This is a genomic window from Pseudomonas sp. B21-047, assembly GCF_024748775.1.
GTDB lineage: Bacteria > Pseudomonadota > Gammaproteobacteria > Pseudomonadales > Pseudomonadaceae > Aquipseudomonas > Aquipseudomonas capeferrum.
Map to the genome: position 1 here is coordinate 5,590,758 of NZ_CP087169.1, position 16,121 is coordinate 5,606,878.

At 64.5% G+C, this 16,121-nt stretch carries 17 protein-coding genes; 9 read left to right on the forward strand and 8 right to left on the reverse strand.

From position 1 onward, the window contains the following. Positions 1-54 precede the first annotated feature (54 nt). Positions 55-255 (reverse strand): sulfur carrier protein ThiS, encoded by a 201-nt coding sequence (thiS, locus tag LOY26_RS25250; protein ID WP_033702586.1) that lies wholly within the window; start codon positions 253-255, stop codon positions 55-57. A gap of 102 nt (positions 256-357) precedes the next feature. After that, positions 358-729: a DUF423 domain-containing protein gene (locus LOY26_RS25255; protein WP_033702030.1), complete on the reverse strand. Its 372-nt coding sequence runs from the start codon at positions 727-729 to the stop codon at positions 358-360. 64 nt (positions 730-793) lie between these two features. Here LOY26_RS25255 and mtgA point away from each other — a divergent pair, with 64 nt between their 5' ends. After that, positions 794-1,504 (forward strand): monofunctional biosynthetic peptidoglycan transglycosylase, encoded by a 711-nt coding sequence (mtgA, locus tag LOY26_RS25260; protein WP_186663469.1) that lies wholly within the window; start codon positions 794-796, stop codon positions 1,502-1,504. 87 nt (positions 1,505-1,591) lie between these two features. On the opposite strand, the gene rpoH is transcribed toward mtgA, so the two are convergent. The 4 genes from rpoH to ftsY all read right to left on the reverse strand — a co-directional run bounded on the left by rpoH (position 1,592) and on the right by ftsY (position 5,785). Next, positions 1,592-2,446, reverse strand: coding sequence for an RNA polymerase sigma factor RpoH (gene rpoH, locus LOY26_RS25265; RefSeq protein WP_012312302.1), 855 nt, complete (start codon positions 2,444-2,446; stop codon positions 1,592-1,594). A gap of 113 nt (positions 2,447-2,559) precedes the next feature. Then, positions 2,560-3,582 carry a permease-like cell division protein FtsX gene (ftsX, locus tag LOY26_RS25270; protein WP_033702032.1) on the reverse strand — a complete coding sequence of 341 codons (1,023 nt, stop codon included), beginning with the start codon at positions 3,580-3,582 and terminating at the stop codon, positions 2,560-2,562. Beyond that, positions 3,579-4,250 (reverse strand): cell division ATP-binding protein FtsE, encoded by a 672-nt coding sequence (ftsE, locus tag LOY26_RS25275; RefSeq protein ID WP_027592328.1) that lies wholly within the window; start codon positions 4,248-4,250, stop codon positions 3,579-3,581. The genes ftsX and ftsE overlap by 4 nt, the downstream gene beginning before the upstream one ends. Then, a complete protein-coding gene (gene ftsY / locus LOY26_RS25280) occupies positions 4,247-5,785 on the reverse strand; it encodes a signal recognition particle-docking protein FtsY (protein WP_258714221.1) in 1,539 nt (512 codons plus the stop codon). The genes ftsE and ftsY overlap by 4 nt, the downstream gene beginning before the upstream one ends. A gap of 231 nt (positions 5,786-6,016) precedes the next feature. Here ftsY and LOY26_RS25285 point away from each other — a divergent pair, with 231 nt between their 5' ends. The 5 genes from LOY26_RS25285 (at position 6,017) to LOY26_RS25305 (ending at position 10,761) form a co-directional block, all read left to right on the forward strand. Continuing rightward, complete coding sequence (locus LOY26_RS25285; RefSeq protein WP_033702034.1) at positions 6,017-7,372, forward strand: pitrilysin family protein; 1,356 nt, start codon at positions 6,017-6,019, stop codon at positions 7,370-7,372. Then, a complete protein-coding gene (locus tag LOY26_RS25290) occupies positions 7,365-8,855 on the forward strand; it encodes a pitrilysin family protein (RefSeq protein ID WP_095063907.1) in 1,491 nt (496 codons plus the stop codon). The genes LOY26_RS25285 and LOY26_RS25290 overlap by 8 nt, the downstream gene beginning before the upstream one ends. Beyond that, a complete protein-coding gene (gene rsmD / locus LOY26_RS25295) occupies positions 8,855-9,457 on the forward strand; it encodes a 16S rRNA (guanine(966)-N(2))-methyltransferase RsmD (RefSeq protein ID WP_047582174.1) in 603 nt (200 codons plus the stop codon). Before LOY26_RS25290 ends, rsmD begins: the two co-directional genes overlap by 1 nt. 107 nt (positions 9,458-9,564) lie before the next feature. Continuing rightward, entirely contained in the window at positions 9,565-9,708 is a 144-nt protein-coding gene (locus tag LOY26_RS25300) for a hypothetical protein (protein WP_186657883.1), read from the forward strand. A gap of 60 nt (positions 9,709-9,768) precedes the next feature. After that, on the forward strand, positions 9,769-10,761 hold the full coding sequence (locus LOY26_RS25305) for a hydrolase (RefSeq protein WP_258714222.1): 993 nt from the start codon (positions 9,769-9,771) through the stop codon (positions 10,759-10,761). 12 nt (positions 10,762-10,773) lie between these two features. On the opposite strand, the gene LOY26_RS25310 is transcribed toward LOY26_RS25305, so the two are convergent. Then, positions 10,774-11,628, reverse strand: coding sequence for a sulfurtransferase (locus tag LOY26_RS25310; protein WP_186657879.1), 855 nt, complete (start codon positions 11,626-11,628; stop codon positions 10,774-10,776). Positions 11,629-11,663: 35 nt separating this feature from the next. Continuing rightward, positions 11,664-12,329: a TetR/AcrR family transcriptional regulator gene (locus tag LOY26_RS25315; RefSeq protein WP_033702040.1), complete on the reverse strand. Its 666-nt coding sequence runs from the start codon at positions 12,327-12,329 to the stop codon at positions 11,664-11,666. Between the two features lie 151 nt (positions 12,330-12,480). Between LOY26_RS25315 and LOY26_RS25320 the strand changes: the two genes are divergently transcribed. From LOY26_RS25320 to LOY26_RS25330, 3 genes are read left to right on the forward strand one after another with little or no spacing between them, the layout of a single operon-like run. Beyond that, positions 12,481-13,911 carry a coniferyl aldehyde dehydrogenase gene (locus tag LOY26_RS25320; protein ID WP_258714223.1) on the forward strand — a complete coding sequence of 477 codons (1,431 nt, stop codon included), beginning with the start codon at positions 12,481-12,483 and terminating at the stop codon, positions 13,909-13,911. Positions 13,912-13,921: 10 nt separating this feature from the next. After that, positions 13,922-14,407: a twin-arginine translocation pathway signal protein gene (locus tag LOY26_RS25325; protein WP_258714224.1), complete on the forward strand. Its 486-nt coding sequence runs from the start codon at positions 13,922-13,924 to the stop codon at positions 14,405-14,407. Positions 14,408-14,427: 20 nt separating this feature from the next. Then, positions 14,428-16,026, forward strand: coding sequence for a GMC family oxidoreductase (locus LOY26_RS25330; RefSeq protein ID WP_186657874.1), 1,599 nt, complete (start codon positions 14,428-14,430; stop codon positions 16,024-16,026). Positions 16,027-16,121 lie beyond the last annotated feature (95 nt).

The following is a 16,121-nucleotide window of genomic DNA, read 5'->3' on the forward strand; positions in this document are numbered from 1 at the left end:
CGTTGTTCCTCGGGAAAAGGTTACTGGGCTTGCATGTGAACCGCCGAGCTGTAATCAGCCGCCGCCGATGGCGTGGACCACTTCGACCTGGTCGCCGTCGTTCAGTTGCGTGCTGTCATGCAGGCTACGCGGCACGATGTCCAGGTTCAGTTCCACGGCTACCCGGCGCCCGGTGAGTTCCAGGCGGGTCAGCAGGGCCGCGACGCTTTCGCCAGCGGGCAGTTCGTAAGGTTCACCGTTCAGTTGAATGCGCATGCGCACGGCCACCGTTGTTCTTTGGGGCCCGCATTCTAGCGCTGAACAACCCTTGAACCCAAGGGCGGTGCACGCCATTAGTCGCGATTGTGGACCGCTCGGTCAGCCCAGCCGCCAGGCTGCCAGGCCCAGGCACAACCAACCGGCCAGGAAGCACAGCCCGCCAATGGGCGTGATGATGCCGAGCTTGCTCACACCCGTCAGGGTTAGCAGGTACAGGCTACCGGAGAACAGTACGATACCCAGCGCGAACAGACCGCCGGCCCAGCCGACCAGGCGCCCAGGCAAGTGCGCCGCCAGCACGGCAACACCGAAAATCGCCAGGGCATGCACCAGTTGGTAGGTAACCCCGGTATGAAAGATCGCCAGGTAATCTGCCGTAAGGCGGTTTTTCAGCCCGTGCGCGGCAAATGCGCCCAAGGCCACACCGGTAAAGCCGAAAAAGGCGGCAAGCATCAGGAAGCTGCGAAGCATGGGAGGACTCCTACTATCGGGTCTGTATAATGGCCCCTTCCACCTGCCCGGCCAAGCCATCGACATGCTGCCATCCCTTATCCGCCGCCTCACCCGCGCCCTGCTCTGGTTCGCTGCCGGCAGTATCGTGCTGGTGCTGGTGTTTCGCTGGGTACCGCCACCCGGCACGGCGTTGATGGCCGAGCGCAAGGTGCAGTCCTGGGTGAGTGGCGAGCCAATCGACCTGCAGCGCGACTGGCAACCGTGGCAGAACATCGCCGATGACCTGAAGGTGGCGGTCATTGCCGGTGAAGACCAGAAGTTCGCCAGCCATTGGGGCTTTGACATCCCGGCCATTCAGGCAGCGCTGGCTTATAACGAACGGGGTGGCAACATTCGTGGGGCCAGTACCTTGACCCAGCAGGTGGCCAAGAACCTGTTCCTGTGGTCGGGCCGCAGCTGGTTCCGCAAGGGCCTGGAGGCGTGGTTTACCGCGCTGATCGAGCTGTTCTGGTCGAAAGAGCGGATCCTCGAGGTTTACCTCAACAGCGCCGAATGGGGCAATGGGGTGTTTGGCGCCCAGGCTGCCGCGCGCTACCACTTCGGTGTCGATGCCAGCCGCCTCAGCCGCCAGCAGGCCGCCCAGTTGGCTGCCGTGCTGCCCAGCCCAATCAAGTGGAGCGCCAGCCGGCCCAGCGCCTATGTGGCCAATCGGGCGGGTTGGATCCGGCGGCAGATGAGCCAGCTGGGCGGGCCTAGCTACCTGATGCAGCTGGATGCCTCGCGCAAACGCTGATTATCCGGGGCTGCAGTGCAGCCCCAGAAGCCCATAAAAAAGCCGCGCCCCTCACAGGGCACGGCTTTTCATCCAGCAAGGCGCGAATCAGGCCGCGATCAACGCCTTGACCTTGTTCATTGCGTTCTTTTCCAACTGCCGAATACGCTCGGCCGAAACGCTGTATTTGTCCGCCAGCTCGTGCAAGGTCGCCTTCTCTTCAGCCAACCAGCGCTGGTAGAGGATGTCACGGCTACGCTCGTCCAGGCCTTGCAACGCTTCGTGCAGGTTGCTGGTGGAGTTGTCACTCCAGTCGGCATCCTCCAGCTGTACCGCCGGATCGTAGCGGTGGTCTTCCAGATAATGCGCTGGCGACTGGAAAGCGCTGTCGTCGTCGGCTTCCGCCGCCGGGTCAAAGGCCATGTCCTGACCACTCAGCCGGCTTTCCATCTCACGCACTTCACGGGGTTCAACGCCAAGGCTTTCAGCCACGCGATGAACTTCATCGTTGTTCAGCCAGGCCAGACGCTTCTTCTGGCTGCGCAGGTTGAAGAACAGTTTGCGCTGGGCCTTGGTGGTAGCCACCTTGACGATGCGCCAGTTACGCAGGATGAATTCGTGGATTTCTGCCTTGATCCAGTGCACGGCAAAGGACACCAGGCGCACCCCCATCTCAGGGTTGAAGCGCTTGACGGCCTTCATCAAGCCGACGTTGCCTTCCTGAATCAGGTCGGCCTGGGCCAGGCCATAGCCTGCATAGCTACGGGCGATATGTACGACGAAACGCAGGTGGGCCATCACCATTTGCCGAGCGGCCTCAAGATCCTGCTCATAATAGAGACGCTCGGCCAGATCACGCTCCTGCTCGACCGTCAGCAGCGGGATGCTGTTGACCGTGTGCACATAGGCTTCCAGGTTTGCACCGGGTACCAAGGCATAGGCAGGTTGCAACGATGTGGTCATTCAAGAACCTCCGACTTACTAGACTCGCGCCTTGTGGGCACTGCCAACATTGACCGGAAACCGATGAACAAGTTCCCAAAACGGTAATAAAGTCAATGCTGGCACGGGAAAAACTATCGAGGCGCTAGCTCGTTCAAGTGCCGAGCGACCGCGATCCATGCACCGATATACCCTAACAGCACCGCTCCGATCAAGAGCGACAGACCATCGGACGCCGGCACGCCGCCCAGGGCGAAGTCACTGCCGTACAAGCCGGACAGCCCGACAACCGCCTGGTTCAGCCAGTTGAGGCCGAACGCCAGGATACCCCAAGCCAAGAAACCCGCACCCAGGCCGTACAAGGCCCCCATGTACAGGAAAGGCCGGCGCACGTAGCTGTCGGTGCCGCCTACCAGCTTGATGACTTCGATCTCGGTGCGGCGGTTTTCAATATGTAGACGAATTGTGTTACCGATTACTAACAGCAACGCAGAAATCAGCATGACCGCCAACCCGAAGACAAAGCGGTCACCCAACTTGAGGATCGCCGCCAGGCGTTCGACCCATACCAAGTCCAGCTGTGCCACTTCGACCTTGGGCAGCTCCGATAGGCGCTGACGCAACGCCTCCAGCGCGGGCTTGTCGACCTCGCTCGGGGTCACCACCACCACGCCAGGCAGCGGGTTTTCGGGGAGTTCGCGCAAGGCCTCGCCCAGCCCGGACTGCTGCTGGAACTCTTCCAGCGCCTGGTCGCGGCTGACATACAACGCATCGGCCACCCCGGGCATGCGCTTGATCTCGTCACGCAGGGCCTCGCCTTCCTTGCTGCCAGCGTCAAGCTTCAGGTATAGCGAAATCTGCGCGGCGCGCTGCCAGGACCCGCCGAGCTTCTCGACGTTCTTCAGCAGCAACGACAGGCCCATGGGCATGCTCAAGGCCACGGCCATGACCAGGCAGGTAAAGAAGCTGCCGATCGGCTGCTTGCCGAGGCGACGCAAGCTGTCGGCCATGCTTGCCCGGTGGCTCTCCAGCCAGGCATGCAGCAAGGTGCGAAAGTCCGGGCCGTCATCGTCGTCGCGTTTTTTCTTTCCAGGCTGCGGGTCAGCGGGTTTCGGCGCAACCCGCTCGGAAACCTTCGGCGTACGTGTAGTGCTCATTGCCCGGCCTCCCCATCGCCGATCAGACGGCCGCGCTGCAGCGTCAGCATGCGGTGGCGCATGCGCGCGATCAGTGCCAGGTCGTGGCTGGCGATCAATACCGTGGTGCCCAGGCGGTTGATGTCCTCGAACACGCCCATGATCTCCGCGGCCAGGCGCGGGTCAAGGTTGCCGGTGGGTTCGTCGGCCAGCAACAGGGCTGGCTGATGGACGATGGCCCGCGCAATACCCACCCGCTGCTGCTGCCCCGTGGACAGGTCCGCCGGGAACAGCTCGCCCTTGTCGGCCAGCGACACACGCTCCAGCGCCGAATCCACGCGTTTGGTGATCTCGGCCTTGGACAAACCGAGGATCTGCAGCGGCAAGGCGATGTTGTTGAACACCGTGCGATCGAACAGCAACTGGTGGTTCTGGAACACCACACCGATCTGCCGACGCAGGAAGGGGATCTGCGCATTGCTGATCTGGCCCAGGTCCTGCCCTGCCAGCAGCAGCTTGCCGCTGGTCGGGCGTTCCATGGCCAGCAACAAACGCAGCAAAGTGCTCTTACCGGCACCCGAGTGCCCGGTGACGAACAGGAATTCGCCCCGGCGCGCCCGGAAACTCAGCTCATGCAAGCCTACATGGCCATTGGGATAGCGCTTGGCGACCTGTTCGAATCGGATCATGGATGCTCTCGCTCGGCGAACAGCGCCTTGACGAACGGCTCGGCTTCAAAGGTGCGCAGGTCGTCGATACCTTCGCCGACACCGATGAAACGGATCGGGATGCTGAATTGCTTGGCCAGGGCGAAGATCACCCCGCCCTTGGCGGTGCCGTCCAGCTTGGTCAGAGCCAGGCCAGTCAGCTCGACGCTCTGGTTGAAGTACTTGGCCTGGCTGATGGCGTTCTGGCCGGTACCGGCGTCGAGCACCAGCAGCACCTCGTGAGGCGCCTCGGCGTCGAGCTTGCCGATGACCCGGCGAACCTTCTTCAGCTCTTCCATCAAGTTGTCCTTGGTGTGCAGACGGCCGGCCGTGTCGGCGATCAGCACATCGACGCCACGGGCCTTGGCGGCCTGCACGGCATCGAAGATCACCGAGGCGGAGTCGGCACCGGTGTGCTGGGCGATCACCGGGATCTGGTTACGCTCGCCCCAGACCTGCAACTGCTCAACGGCCGCAGCACGGAAAGTGTCGCCCGCGGCCAGCATGACCTTCTTGCCCTCCAACTGCAGCTTCTTGGCCATCTTGCCGATGGTGGTGGTCTTGCCAGCGCCGTTCACGCCGACCACCAGGATCACGTAGGGCTTGTTCTGCGCCTGGATCTTCAGCGGCTGCTCGACCGGGCGCAGCAACGCGGCCAGTTCTTCCTGCAGCGACTTGTACAACGCATCGGCATCGGCCAGTTGCTTGCGGGCAACCTTCTGGGTCAGGTTCTGGACAATGGCCGAGGTCGCTTCGACGCCGACGTCGGCGGTCAGCAGGCGGGTTTCGATCTCGTCGAGCAGGTCATCATCGATAACCTTCTTGCCCATGAACAGGCTGGCCATGCCTTCGCCGATGCTGGCACTGGTCTTGGACAGGCCTTGCTTGAGGCGGGCGAAGAAGCCGGGCTTGGACTGTTCGGTGGCGACCGGTACGGCAACCGGTTCAGCTTCGACCGGGGCAGGCGCCGCGACCGCTGCTGCCTCGACAACCACGGGCGCCGGCTGAGGCGCGGCAGGCGCTGCGACTACCGGGCGTTCAGGGATCGCTGGCGGGGCGATAGGCTCCAGGTCCGGCACCAGGGCCACGGGTTCTTCGGCGACCGGCAGCACCAGGTTGCTGACAGGCGGTTCTGCGCCGCGAACTACCGGGGCCTCAGGGGCTTGCACCAGTGGCGAAGGGCTTTCGACCGGTGTGGCGGCTTGCGGATTCGCGGGCAAGCCCGCACCTGCCGCTGGCTGCTCGGGCTCGGGCTCGGGGGCCTTGAAGGCAGTAGGCGGCAGCGCAGGCTGGGGCACCTCGGGAGCAACCGGGGCCGGCGCGGCCAAAGGCGCGAGCGGCGGCGCTTCAGGCAGCTCGACGGCAGGCTGCGGCGCTACCGGTTCAGCAGACTGTGGCTCGGGCGTTTGCGGCTGTTCGGCGACAGGTTGCTGCGGCTTCTTGCGAAACCAGCTGAACAGGCCTTTCTTTTCGCCAGACTCGGCCGGCGCTTTTTTGTCGTCGTTGGAACCAAACATGGAGGACGGCTATCTCAGGGTAGCGATGCGCCAGCAATGGCGCATCGGGAATTCTCTATACGCAGAACAGACTATCTTGAAGCCGGCTGGTTCATGCGCAACGTTTTGTCTTAGTGTCCTGCGGGCCAGAACGGCGACAGGCATGGTCGCCAGGCAACCGGATCAGTATCCTAGCACCTCCTGGCCCGCCGACGCTAAACCCTGCGGGCCGCCGAACAGGTTAAACACCGTATGAATGCTCTAGCCCGCCGCGCCGCTGGCCTGTTGCTCGGCACGCTCTGCCTGCCGCTCGCGGCCTTCGCCGCCGATGTGCAACCGACTCACGAATTCATCCTCGACAATGGCCTCAAGGTGATCGTGCGCGAAGACCACCGCGCACCGGTCGTGGTCTCGCAGATCTGGTACAAGGTCGGCTCCAGCTACGAGACCCCGGGCCAGACCGGCCTGTCCCACGCCCTGGAACACATGATGTTCAAGGGTAGCGCCAAAGTCGGCCCCGGCGAGGGCTCGCGCATCCTGCGGGACCTTGGCGCCGAAGAAAACGCCTTCACCAGCGACGATTACACGGCCTACTACCAGGTGCTGGCCCGCGACCGCCTGCCAGTGGCCCTGGAACTCGAAGCCGACCGCCTGGCCAGCCTGCGCCTGCCCGCCGACGAGTTCAGCCGCGAAATCGAAGTGATCAAGGAAGAGCGCCGCCTGCGCACCGATGATCAGCCCAACTCGAAAGCATTCGAGCTGTTCCGCGCCATGGCCTACCCGGCCAGTGGCTATCACACCCCGACCATCGGCTGGATGGCCGACCTCGAACGCATGAAGGTCGAGGAGCTGCGGCACTGGTACGAATCCTGGTACGCGCCCAACAACGCCACCCTGGTGGTGGTCGGCGATGTCACCGTCGACGAGGTCAAGGGCCTGGCGCAAAAGTACTTCGCCGGCATTCCCAAACGCGCGGTCCCGCCAGCCAAGCTGCCGCTGGAGCTGGCCGAGCCAGGCCAGCGCCAACTGACCCTGCACGTGCGCACGCAGTTGCCAAGCCTGATCTACGGCTTCAACGTACCCGGCCTGGCGACCACCCAGGAGCCGAGCACGGTGCACGCCCTGCGCCTGATCTCGGCCTTGCTCGACGGCGGCTACAGTGCCCGCATGCCGGCCCGCCTGGAGCGCGGTCAGGAGCTGGTGGCCGGGGCGTCGTCCAGCTACAACGCCTTCACCCGTGGTGACAGCCTGTTCCTGATCTCGGCCACGCCGAACGTGCAGAAGCAGAAAACCCTGGCAGACGTGGAAAAGGGCATCTGGCAACTGCTCGAAGAGCTCAAGACCACGCCCCCTAGCGCCGAAGAGCTCGAACGCGTGCGCGCCCAGGTGATCGCCGGCCTGGTCTACGATCGCGACTCCATCAGCAGCCAAGCCACCACCATCGGCCAGCTGGAGACCGTGGGCCTGTCCTGGAAGCTGATCGACAGCGAACTGGACGAGCTCAAGCGCGTGACCCCGCAAGACATCCAGAACGCTGCGCGCACCTACTTCACCCGCGAACGCCTGAGCGTTGCCCATGTACTGCCCGAGGAGTCCGCTCATGAGTGATCGTCGCGCACCACGCCTCACCCTGCTGGCTACGGGCATCCGCGCCCTTACGCTGGCGGCAGTGCTGGCGGCCCCGGCCCTGGCCGACAACGCGCCGAAGGCCGACAGCACTGCGGCCCGCCCGGCCAATACCCTGCAGTCACTGGCCGAGCTGGATGGCAAGGCGCCCAGCCGGCGCCAGCTGAACATCCAGAACTGGACCACCGCCGAAGGCGCCCGGGTGCTGTTCGTCGAAGCCCGCGAACTGCCGATGTTCGACCTGCGCGTCACATTCGCCGCCGGTAGCAGCCAGGACGGCGCCACGCCAGGCCTGGCCGCCTTGACCAACGCCATGCTCAACGAGGGCGTGGCAGGCAAGGACGTAACCGCCATTGCCGAAGGCTTCGAAGGCCTCGGCGCAGACTTCGGCAACGGCTCGTACCGCGACATGGCCGTGGCCTCGCTGCGCAGCCTGAGCACCCAGGACAAGCGTGAGCCGGCGCTCAAGCTGTTCGCTGAGGTCGCTGGCAAGCCCACGTTCCCGGAGGACGCCCTCAAGCGCATCAAGAACCAGATGCTGGCCGGCTTCGAATACGAGAAGCAGAACCCCGGCAAGATCGCTGGCAAGGCGCTGTTCGGCAAGCTCTACGGCGACCATCCCTACGCTCACCCGAGCGACGGCACCGCCGAAAGCATCAACGGCATCACCCTGGCACAGCTGCGCGCCTTCCATGCCAAGGCCTACACCGCCGGCAACGCGGTCATCGCCCTGGTCGGCGACCTCAGCCGCGCCGAAGCCGAAGCCATTGCCGCCCAGGTTTCCGCCGGCCTGCCCAAGGGCCCGGCGCTGGCGGCACCGGCCCAGCCCGCGGAGCCCAAGGCGGGCCTGACCCACATTGACTTCCCGTCCAAACAGACCCACCTGATGCTGGCTGAACTGGGTATCGACCGTCAGGACCCAGACTGGCCAGCCCTGTCGCTGGGCAACCAGATCCTTGGCGGTGGCGCGTTCGGCACCCGCCTGATGAGTGAAGTACGTGAAAAGCGCGGCCTCACCTACGGCGTCTACTCGGTGTTCAGCCCGATGCAGGTACGCGGCCCGTTCATGATCAACCTGCAAACCCGCGCCGAACTCAGCGAAGGCACACTCAAGCTGGTCCAGGACATCCTTGCCGACTACCTGAAAAGCGGCCCGACCCAGCAAGAGCTGGACGACGCCAAGCGCGAGCTGGCCGGCAGCTTCCCGCTGTCCAATGCCAGCAACGCCAGTATCGTCGGCCAACTGGGGGCCATCGGCTTCTACAACCTGCCGCTGACCTGGCTCGAGGACTTCATGCAGCAGTCCCAGGCCCTTACCGTCGAACAGGTCAAGGCCGCCATGAACAAACACCTGTCAGCCGATAAACTGGTGATCGTCACCGCTGGCCCCAAGGTGCCGCAAAAACCGCTGCCAGCCCCCACTGACAAGCCCGCCGAGCAACCGCCCGGCGTACCGGAGCACTAATGCCAAGATCCACCCCTCCCGCCCGCCCTCAAACGGGCCAAAGCAAGGGCCAGGGCCACCTGCGCATCATCGCCGGCGAGTGGCGCAGCCGCCGCCTGGCGGTGCCTGAAGGCGACGGCCTGCGGCCAACGCCTGACCGCGTGCGCGAAACCGTGTTCAACTGGCTTGCGCCTTACATCGAAGGCGCCCGGGTGCTGGATGCCTTTACCGGCAGCGGTGCTCTGGTGCTCGAAGCCTTGTCTCGCGGCGCCGAAGATGCCGTGGCCCTGGACAGCAACCCAGCCGCCATCAGTAACCTCAAGGACAACCTCGAGCTGCTGCGCTGCCCACGCGGGCAGATCCTGCAGACCGACGCGCTGCGCTACCTGCAAAACCCGGCCAAGCAGCAGTTCGACGTCGTGTTCCTCGACCCGCCCTTCCATCAGGACCTGCTGGCCAACACCTGCAACCTGCTGGAACAGAACCAGTGGCTGCGTGAACAGGCGTGGATCTACACCGAAAGCGAGACCGCGCCCTCGGCCTTGCAAATGCCCGGTAACTGGCGCTTGCACCGCGAGAAAAAGACCGGCCAGGTGCATTACGCGCTTTGGCAGCGCGGCTGACCGCCCGACTGCACGCCGGTTTACCGTGTTGGCGTATTTAGTTACAGCACAGTAACCGGCGCCATGGCTGAAGCTGCTCCTTCGTTTCTTGCAGGAGCACTTGCGCCATGTCCGAACACCCGTTGCGCGGTGTTGCCAGGAACAACAGCCTGGCCGCGCTACTCACCAATACCACCTATCAGCGGCAAGCGGATGACCACCTGAATACCTACATCGAGCGCTTGACCCAGCTGCCGGCTATCGACCAATAGCGCAGGTACAGGGGCAGCGTTTCATGGCACTCTAGGCAGGCACATCACGAGTCGCCCAGCATGCCCAGCCTCACTGCCCATTTTCGCCCGGCCGTCGGCCTGTCCAATCCGCACCTGCAAACCTTATGGGGCCCGCTCTGGCGCAAGCTGCCAGCGCTGCAGCGCGACCGCGAACGGCTGTGGCTGGCCGATGGCGATTTCATCGACCTCGACTGGCATGGCCCGCACCAGGCGGATGCGCCGCTGGTGCTGGTGCTGCACGGGCTGACCGGGTCTTCCCACTCGCCTTACGTCAAAGGCCTGCAGCAAGCCCTGCAGAGCCGCGGCTGGGCCAGCGTGGCGGTGAACTGGCGCGGTTGTTCGGGCGAGCCGAACCTGCTGCCGCGCAGCTACCACTCCGGCGCCAGCGAGGACCTGGCAGAAATCGTCGCGCACCTGCGCGCCCAGCGCCCATTGGCGCCACTTTATGCAGTGGGTTATTCGTTGGGTGGCAATGTGCTGCTCAAATACCTGGGCGAAAGCGGCTCGGCCAGCCAGCTGGAAGCTGCGGTCGCGGTGTCGGTGCCGTTTCGCCTGGACCAGTGTGCCGACCGTATCGGCCAGGGTTTTTCGAAGGTCTACCAGGCCCATTTCATGCGCGAGATGCTGGCCTATGTACAGCTCAAGCAGCGCCACTTCCGTGAGAAGGGCGAACACGAGCGGCTAGCAGCCCTGCAACGGCTCGGGCCCCTGACCAAACTGCGCACCTTCTGGGACTTCGACGGCAGGGTCACTGCGCCGCTCAATGGTTTCAACGATGCGCACGACTACTACCGCCGCTCATCGAGCCGCTTCTTCTTGGGCGAGAACCGCACGCCGACCCTGATTATCCACGCCAGCGACGATCCATTCGTGTCCAGCCACAGCTTGCCCTTGGCAAGCGAACTGGCAGCGCAGACGCAGTTTGAACTGCACAATCGCGGTGGCCATGTGGGTTTTGTCGATGGCAGCCTGCGCAACCCGGGGTATTACCTGGAACGGCGGATTCCGCAGTGGCTGGTAGAAGGCGCGTAGCAGCCGCCCGGGTCAATCCCCGGTCGCTACCCCACGCGCCGGATCATTGATCCACTCGCTCCACGACCCTGCATACAGCCGCCCCAGCGGATAGCCCGCCAGTGCCAGGGCAAACAGATTGTGGCAAGCCGTCACCCCCGACCCGCAGTAGGCCACCAACTGCTCTGGCGAGCGCCCCGCCAACTTTTCGGCAAACCGTTGCTTGAGTGCGTCGGCCGGTAGAAAACGCCCGTCGCCCCCCAGGTTGTCGGTAAACGCCGCGCACTGCGCACCAGGAATGTGCCCAGCAACCGGGTCGATCGGCTCGACTTCACCGCGAAAGCGCGGCAAGCCTCTGGCGTCGATCAACGTCAGCCCCGCATCGCCCAAGTGCTTGGCCAAGTGCTCGGCATCGATCAGCAACGTGTTATCCGGCTCACCTGTGAACGTACCCTCGCGCTTGAGGGGTGGGTCCAGGCTCAACGGCAGGTGCGCTGCATGCCATGCCTTGAGGCCGCCATCGAGGATCGACACGCCACTGCGCTTGCCCAGCCAGGCCAGCAACCACCAGGCGCGGGCGGCAAATGCACCGGGGCCGTCGTCGTAGAGCACCACCTGGCTGTCATTGTCCAGCCCCCACTCGCGCAGGCGCTCAACCAGCCGCCCCGCATCCGGTAATGGGTGGCGCCCCGTGCGTCCCTTGCTTACCGGGCCACTGAGGTCGCGCTCAAGGTCGGCGAAGTGGGCCCCGGCAATATGCCCCTCGGCATAGCTGCGTTGGCCATAGTCCACATCCTCGAGGGCAAAGCGGCAGTCGAGGATCACCAGATCGGGCGAGCCCAGACGCTCGGCCAACTGTTGCGGGGTGATCAATTGCGCAAGGGGCATGACTATCTCCTGATCGATGGCACGCGTGCCCTGGTTTACAGTTCCAGGGCCTGGTTGAACGGTACATGGAATTCCTGGCACAGCGCGTCCACGGCATTGCGGGCGTCAACGGTGACGAAGCCGAGCTCCAGCACCAGTACCTGATAGACGCCGCGCTTGAAGGCTTCTTCACCCAGGTGCGCGGAGTGCTCACGCGTGGTGCTGAGAAAACGCACCCATGACGTCAGCACGATCCAGGCGTTGATGGTCAGCGACTCGATCTGCGCCGGCGCCATGGCCAGGATCCCCGCGTCGACAAAGCCCCGGTAAATCGCCTGGCCCTGGCGCAGGCAGCGCTCGGAAAACCGCCGATAGCGCGCGGCCAGCTCGGGGTCGCTGTCCAGCAGGTGTTCCAGGTCGCGGTGCAGGAAGCGGTAGTTCCACATCGCCGCGAGCAGGGCCTTGAGGTAGAAACGCTTGTCTTCCACCGTTGCGGCTCGCCCTTGAGGCGGGCGCAGAAAACTGTCCACCAGCGCTTCGTACTGGCTGAACAACAGGGCGATGATCGCCTGCTTGTTGGGGAAGTGGTAATAGAGGTTGCCGGGCGAGATTTCCATGTGCGCGGCAATATGGTTGGTGCTGACGCTACGTTCGCCCTGCTGGTTGAACAGCTCCAGGCTGTTCTGCACGATGCGCTCTCGGGTCTTCATGCGCGGGGCCATGCTCAGCTCCCAGTCTGCGGGCCTTGGTCAAAGGGTCATCTTACGGCTTATCCGCTGTGGAATGCACCGCTCGAACCCCAGGAAAAATTCGCACCATGGTACCGATTAGAGTATAGGCTCTAGGGACTCCCTCGCCCGGACTCGCACCGATATGACCTCGCCCGTTGCCTTGCCTCCTGTGCATTCCGACCTCGACTTGACGGCGAGGTTCGCCGCTCAACGCCAGGCTTTTGCCGGCAACCCCACGCCACCGGCGGCGCAGCGCCGCCAGTGGTTGAAGAGCCTGCGCGAGGCACTGCTGGTGGGCCAGGCGCAACTGATCGAAGCCATCGACCAGGACTTTGACGGCCGTAGTGCCGACGAGACCTTGCTGGCTGAACTGCTGCCCTCGATCCAGGGCCTGCGACACGCCGAAAGACATTTGCAACGCTGGATGCGCCCCAGCCGGCGCCGCGTAGGCCTGGCCTTCCAGCCCGCCAGCGCGCAGGTGCACTACCAACCCTTGGGGGTCGTCGGCATCATCGTGCCGTGGAACTACCCGTTGTTTCTCGCCATCGGCCCGCTGACCTGCGCCCTGGCAGCGGGCAACCGGGTCATGCTCAAGCTCAGCGAAGCAACGCCGGCCAGTGCCCAGGCACTCAAGCAGTTGCTGGCGCGCGTGTACCCCGAAGACCTGGTCAGTGTGGTGCTGGGTGAGGTCGAGGTTGGCCAGGCCTTTGCTCGCCTGCCGTTCGACCACCTGCTGTTCACCGGCGCTACCAGCGTGGGCCGCCAGGTCATGCTGGCTGCGGCCCACAACCTGACCCCGGTGACCCTGGAACTGGGCGGCAAATCGCCGGCCATCGTCTCGGCCAGCGTGCCGCTGGACAGCGCGGCCGAGCGCATTGCCTTCGGCAAGACCCTGAACGCCGGCCAGACCTGCGTAGCCCCCGACTACGTGCTGGTGCCGCGCGAACGGCTGCAGGCCTTCAGTGACGCTTACCAAATCGCCGTTCGGCGCCTGTACCCACATATCGCCGATAACCCCGACTACACCGCCATCATCAACCCGCGTCAGCTGCAGCGCCTGCAGCACCTGCTGGACGACGCCCGCGACCAAGGCGCCGAGGTGCTCGACCTGTACCCTGGCGAACCCCGTCAGGGGCGACGCCTGCCCCCCCACCTGCTGCTAGGGGTGAACGATGGCATGCAGGTGATGCAGGACGAAATTTTCGGCCCGCTGTTGCCGCTGGTGCCCTATGACACCCTCGACCAAGCCTTGGCCTACATCAACCAGCGCCCACGCCCCCTGGCCCTCTACTACTTCGGCTACGAGCGCACCGAGCAGGAGCATGTACTGCGCCACACCCACTCCGGTGGCGTGTGCCTGAACGACACCCTGCTGCATGTCGCCCAGGACGACCTGCCCTTTGGCGGCATAGGGCCTTCCGGGATGGGGCACTACCACGGCCACGACGGCTTCCTGACCTTCAGCAAAGCCAAGGCGGTGCTGGCCAAGCAACGCCTGAACGCTGCCCGCCTGATCTACCCGCCTTACGGCAAGGCCTTGCAGCGCCTGGTCTACAAGCTGTTCATCCGCTGAGCCCTGGCCCATGCAGCGCCGCGACCTGCTCCGTTTCAGCCTGGGAGCCAGTGCGTTCCTCGCCACCACCAGCCTGATCGGCTGCACGGCGCAGTCGCCCGCCACCGGCTACCGGGCACTGCGCGACGACGACCTGCCCCTGCTGAGCGCGCTGATCCCGGTGGTGCTTGCCGGCACCCAGGCCGTCGATGGGCTGGTGCTGCACAGCCTTGATCACAAACTGGCGGCGCTGTCGCCAGAGATGCTCAAGCTCACCCGGCAATTGTTCGACGTGCTCAGCCTGCCGCTGACCCGTGGCCCCCTGACCGGTATCTGGGGCGCCTGGCAGCAAGCCAGCGCCGAGCAGATCAACGCGTTTCTGCAACGCTGGCAGGGCAGCTCGCTGAACCTGCTGCGCATGGGCCATGCGTCGCTGCTGCAACTGCTGCTGATGGCCTGGTACGAACGCCCGGAAGCCTGGGCGGCCTGCGGCTACCCAGGGCCACCGAAGATCTGACCACAACAAGAGCACCGCCAATGCCTGTAATCGACCCGTTTCGCCAAGGCCTCGAACGCGGCTGGATCACCCACGACGGCTCGCGCCTGGCGAATGATCTGACCCTGCAAGCGGACATCGCCGTGATCGGCAGCGGCGCGGGCGGCGCCACCAGTGCGCAGTTGCTCAGCGCCGCCGGGTTCAAGGTATTGCTGATCGAAGAAGGCCCACTGAAGACCAGCAGCGACTTCCACCTGCTGGAGAGCGAGGCTTACGCGAGCCTATATCAGGAGGGCTTGGGGCGGATGAGCAAGGATGGCGCCATCACCATTCTGCAGGGCCGCGCCGTGGGCGGCACCACGCTGGTCAACTGGACTTCGAGCTTTCGCACACCGCCACAGACCCTGACCCATTGGGCCCAGGAGCACCAGGTCAGCGGTTTGAGCAACGAAGCATTAGCCCCCTGGTTCGAACGCATCGAACAGCAGCTGGGCATCAGCCCCTGGGCCTTGCCGCCAAATGCCAACAACGAAGTGCTGCGCCGTGGCTGCGAACAGCTCGGCTATCGTTGGGCGGTGATACCGCGCAATGTGCGCGGTTGCTGGAATCTTGGCTATTGCGGCATGGGCTGCCCGGTCAATGCCAAGCAGTCGATGCTGGTGACCAGCATACCGGCCACCCTCGACCACGGTGGCGAGCTGCTGTACCTGGCCCGGGCAGAGCGCTTTGAGCACGACGGCGAACGCATCGCCGGGTTGCAGTGCAGTGCCCTGGACGCCAACGGGATAACCACCACCGGCAAGCAGATCAGCGTAAGCGCCCGGCACTACATTCTGGCCGGGGGCGGTATCAACAGCCCTGCCCTGTTGCTGCGTTCCAACGCCCCCGACCCGCACGCGCGCCTGGGCAAACGCACCTTCCTGCACCTGGTCAACTTCAGCGCGGCACGTTTCAACGCCCGCATCGACCCCTATTACGGCGCCCCGCAATCAATCTACAGCGACCATTTTCAATGGGTGGGCGGCAGCGACGGCCCGATCGGCTACAAACTCGAAGTGCCGCCCCTGCACCCGGCCCTGGCCAGCACACTGCTGGGCGGGCATGGCAACGACAATGCCCAGCGCATGGCCGAGCTGCCGCACACCCACGTGATGCTGGCGTTGCTGCGCGATGGCTTCCACCCCCAAAGCCAGGGGGGCGCCGTCGAGCTGCGCGGCGATGGCTCACCGGTGCTGGATTACCCAATCAACGATTACCTGCGCGACGGTTTGCGTCGCGCCTACCGCAGCATGGCGCACATCCAGTTTGCCGCCGGTGCCACGCGGGTACTGCCGGTGCACGGCGATGCCCGCTACGCCAGCAGCCTGAGTGAAGCCCTGACGATGATCGACGAGCTGTCACTGGCGCCGTACCGCACACGCCTGGGCAGCGCCCATGTGATGGGCGGCTGCGCCCTCGGTGAAGACCCGCGTCAGGCGGTGTGCAACAGCTTGGGCCAGCACCACCAACTGGAAAACCTCTCGATTCACGACGGCTCGCTGTTCCCCACCAGCATCGGCGCCAACCCGCAATTATCGGTTTACGCCCTCAGCGCAAAGCTCACCGATGCCCTGATCACCCGCCTGGCACACAACGCATGACAACAAATGCACCCACTGTCTATAGTGCCATCAGCCGGCCGCACGACTTGGCCGGGCGCAATCGCTGCGCTACCATCCGACTCCCCAACGCACTC

What these genes read in the sequence shown, in the direction of transcription:
- LOY26_RS25330 (WP_186657874.1), top strand. Translation starts at nt 14,428, where the DNA reads ATGCCTGTAATCGACCCGTTTCGCCAAGGCCTCGAACGCGGCTGGATC.
- mtgA (WP_186663469.1), top strand. Translation starts at nt 794, where the DNA reads ATGCTGCCATCCCTTATCCGCCGCCTCACCCGCGCCCTGCTCTGGTTC.
- rsmD (WP_047582174.1), top strand. Translation starts at nt 8,855, where the DNA reads ATGCCAAGATCCACCCCTCCCGCCCGCCCTCAAACGGGCCAAAGCAAG.
- LOY26_RS25285 (WP_033702034.1), top strand. Translation starts at nt 6,017, where the DNA reads ATGAATGCTCTAGCCCGCCGCGCCGCTGGCCTGTTGCTCGGCACGCTC.
- ftsX (WP_033702032.1), bottom strand. Translation starts at nt 3,582, where the DNA reads ATGAGCACTACACGTACGCCGAAGGTTTCCGAGCGGGTTGCGCCGAAA.
- thiS (WP_033702586.1), bottom strand. Translation starts at nt 255, where the DNA reads ATGCGCATTCAACTGAACGGTGAACCTTACGAACTGCCCGCTGGCGAA.
- LOY26_RS25325 (WP_258714224.1), top strand. Translation starts at nt 13,922, where the DNA reads ATGCAGCGCCGCGACCTGCTCCGTTTCAGCCTGGGAGCCAGTGCGTTC.
- rpoH (WP_012312302.1), bottom strand. Translation starts at nt 2,446, where the DNA reads ATGACCACATCGTTGCAACCTGCCTATGCCTTGGTACCCGGTGCAAAC.
- LOY26_RS25320 (WP_258714223.1), top strand. Translation starts at nt 12,481, where the DNA reads ATGACCTCGCCCGTTGCCTTGCCTCCTGTGCATTCCGACCTCGACTTG.
- LOY26_RS25290 (WP_095063907.1), top strand. Translation starts at nt 7,365, where the DNA reads ATGAGTGATCGTCGCGCACCACGCCTCACCCTGCTGGCTACGGGCATC.
- LOY26_RS25305 (WP_258714222.1), top strand. Translation starts at nt 9,769, where the DNA reads ATGCCCAGCCTCACTGCCCATTTTCGCCCGGCCGTCGGCCTGTCCAAT.
- LOY26_RS25310 (WP_186657879.1), bottom strand. Translation starts at nt 11,628, where the DNA reads ATGCCCCTTGCGCAATTGATCACCCCGCAACAGTTGGCCGAGCGTCTG.
- LOY26_RS25255 (WP_033702030.1), bottom strand. Translation starts at nt 729, where the DNA reads ATGCTTCGCAGCTTCCTGATGCTTGCCGCCTTTTTCGGCTTTACCGGT.
- ftsE (WP_027592328.1), bottom strand. Translation starts at nt 4,250, where the DNA reads ATGATCCGATTCGAACAGGTCGCCAAGCGCTATCCCAATGGCCATGTA.
- ftsY (WP_258714221.1), bottom strand. Translation starts at nt 5,785, where the DNA reads ATGTTTGGTTCCAACGACGACAAAAAAGCGCCGGCCGAGTCTGGCGAA.
- LOY26_RS25300 (WP_186657883.1), top strand. Translation starts at nt 9,565, where the DNA reads ATGTCCGAACACCCGTTGCGCGGTGTTGCCAGGAACAACAGCCTGGCC.
- LOY26_RS25315 (WP_033702040.1), bottom strand. Translation starts at nt 12,329, where the DNA reads ATGGCCCCGCGCATGAAGACCCGAGAGCGCATCGTGCAGAACAGCCTG.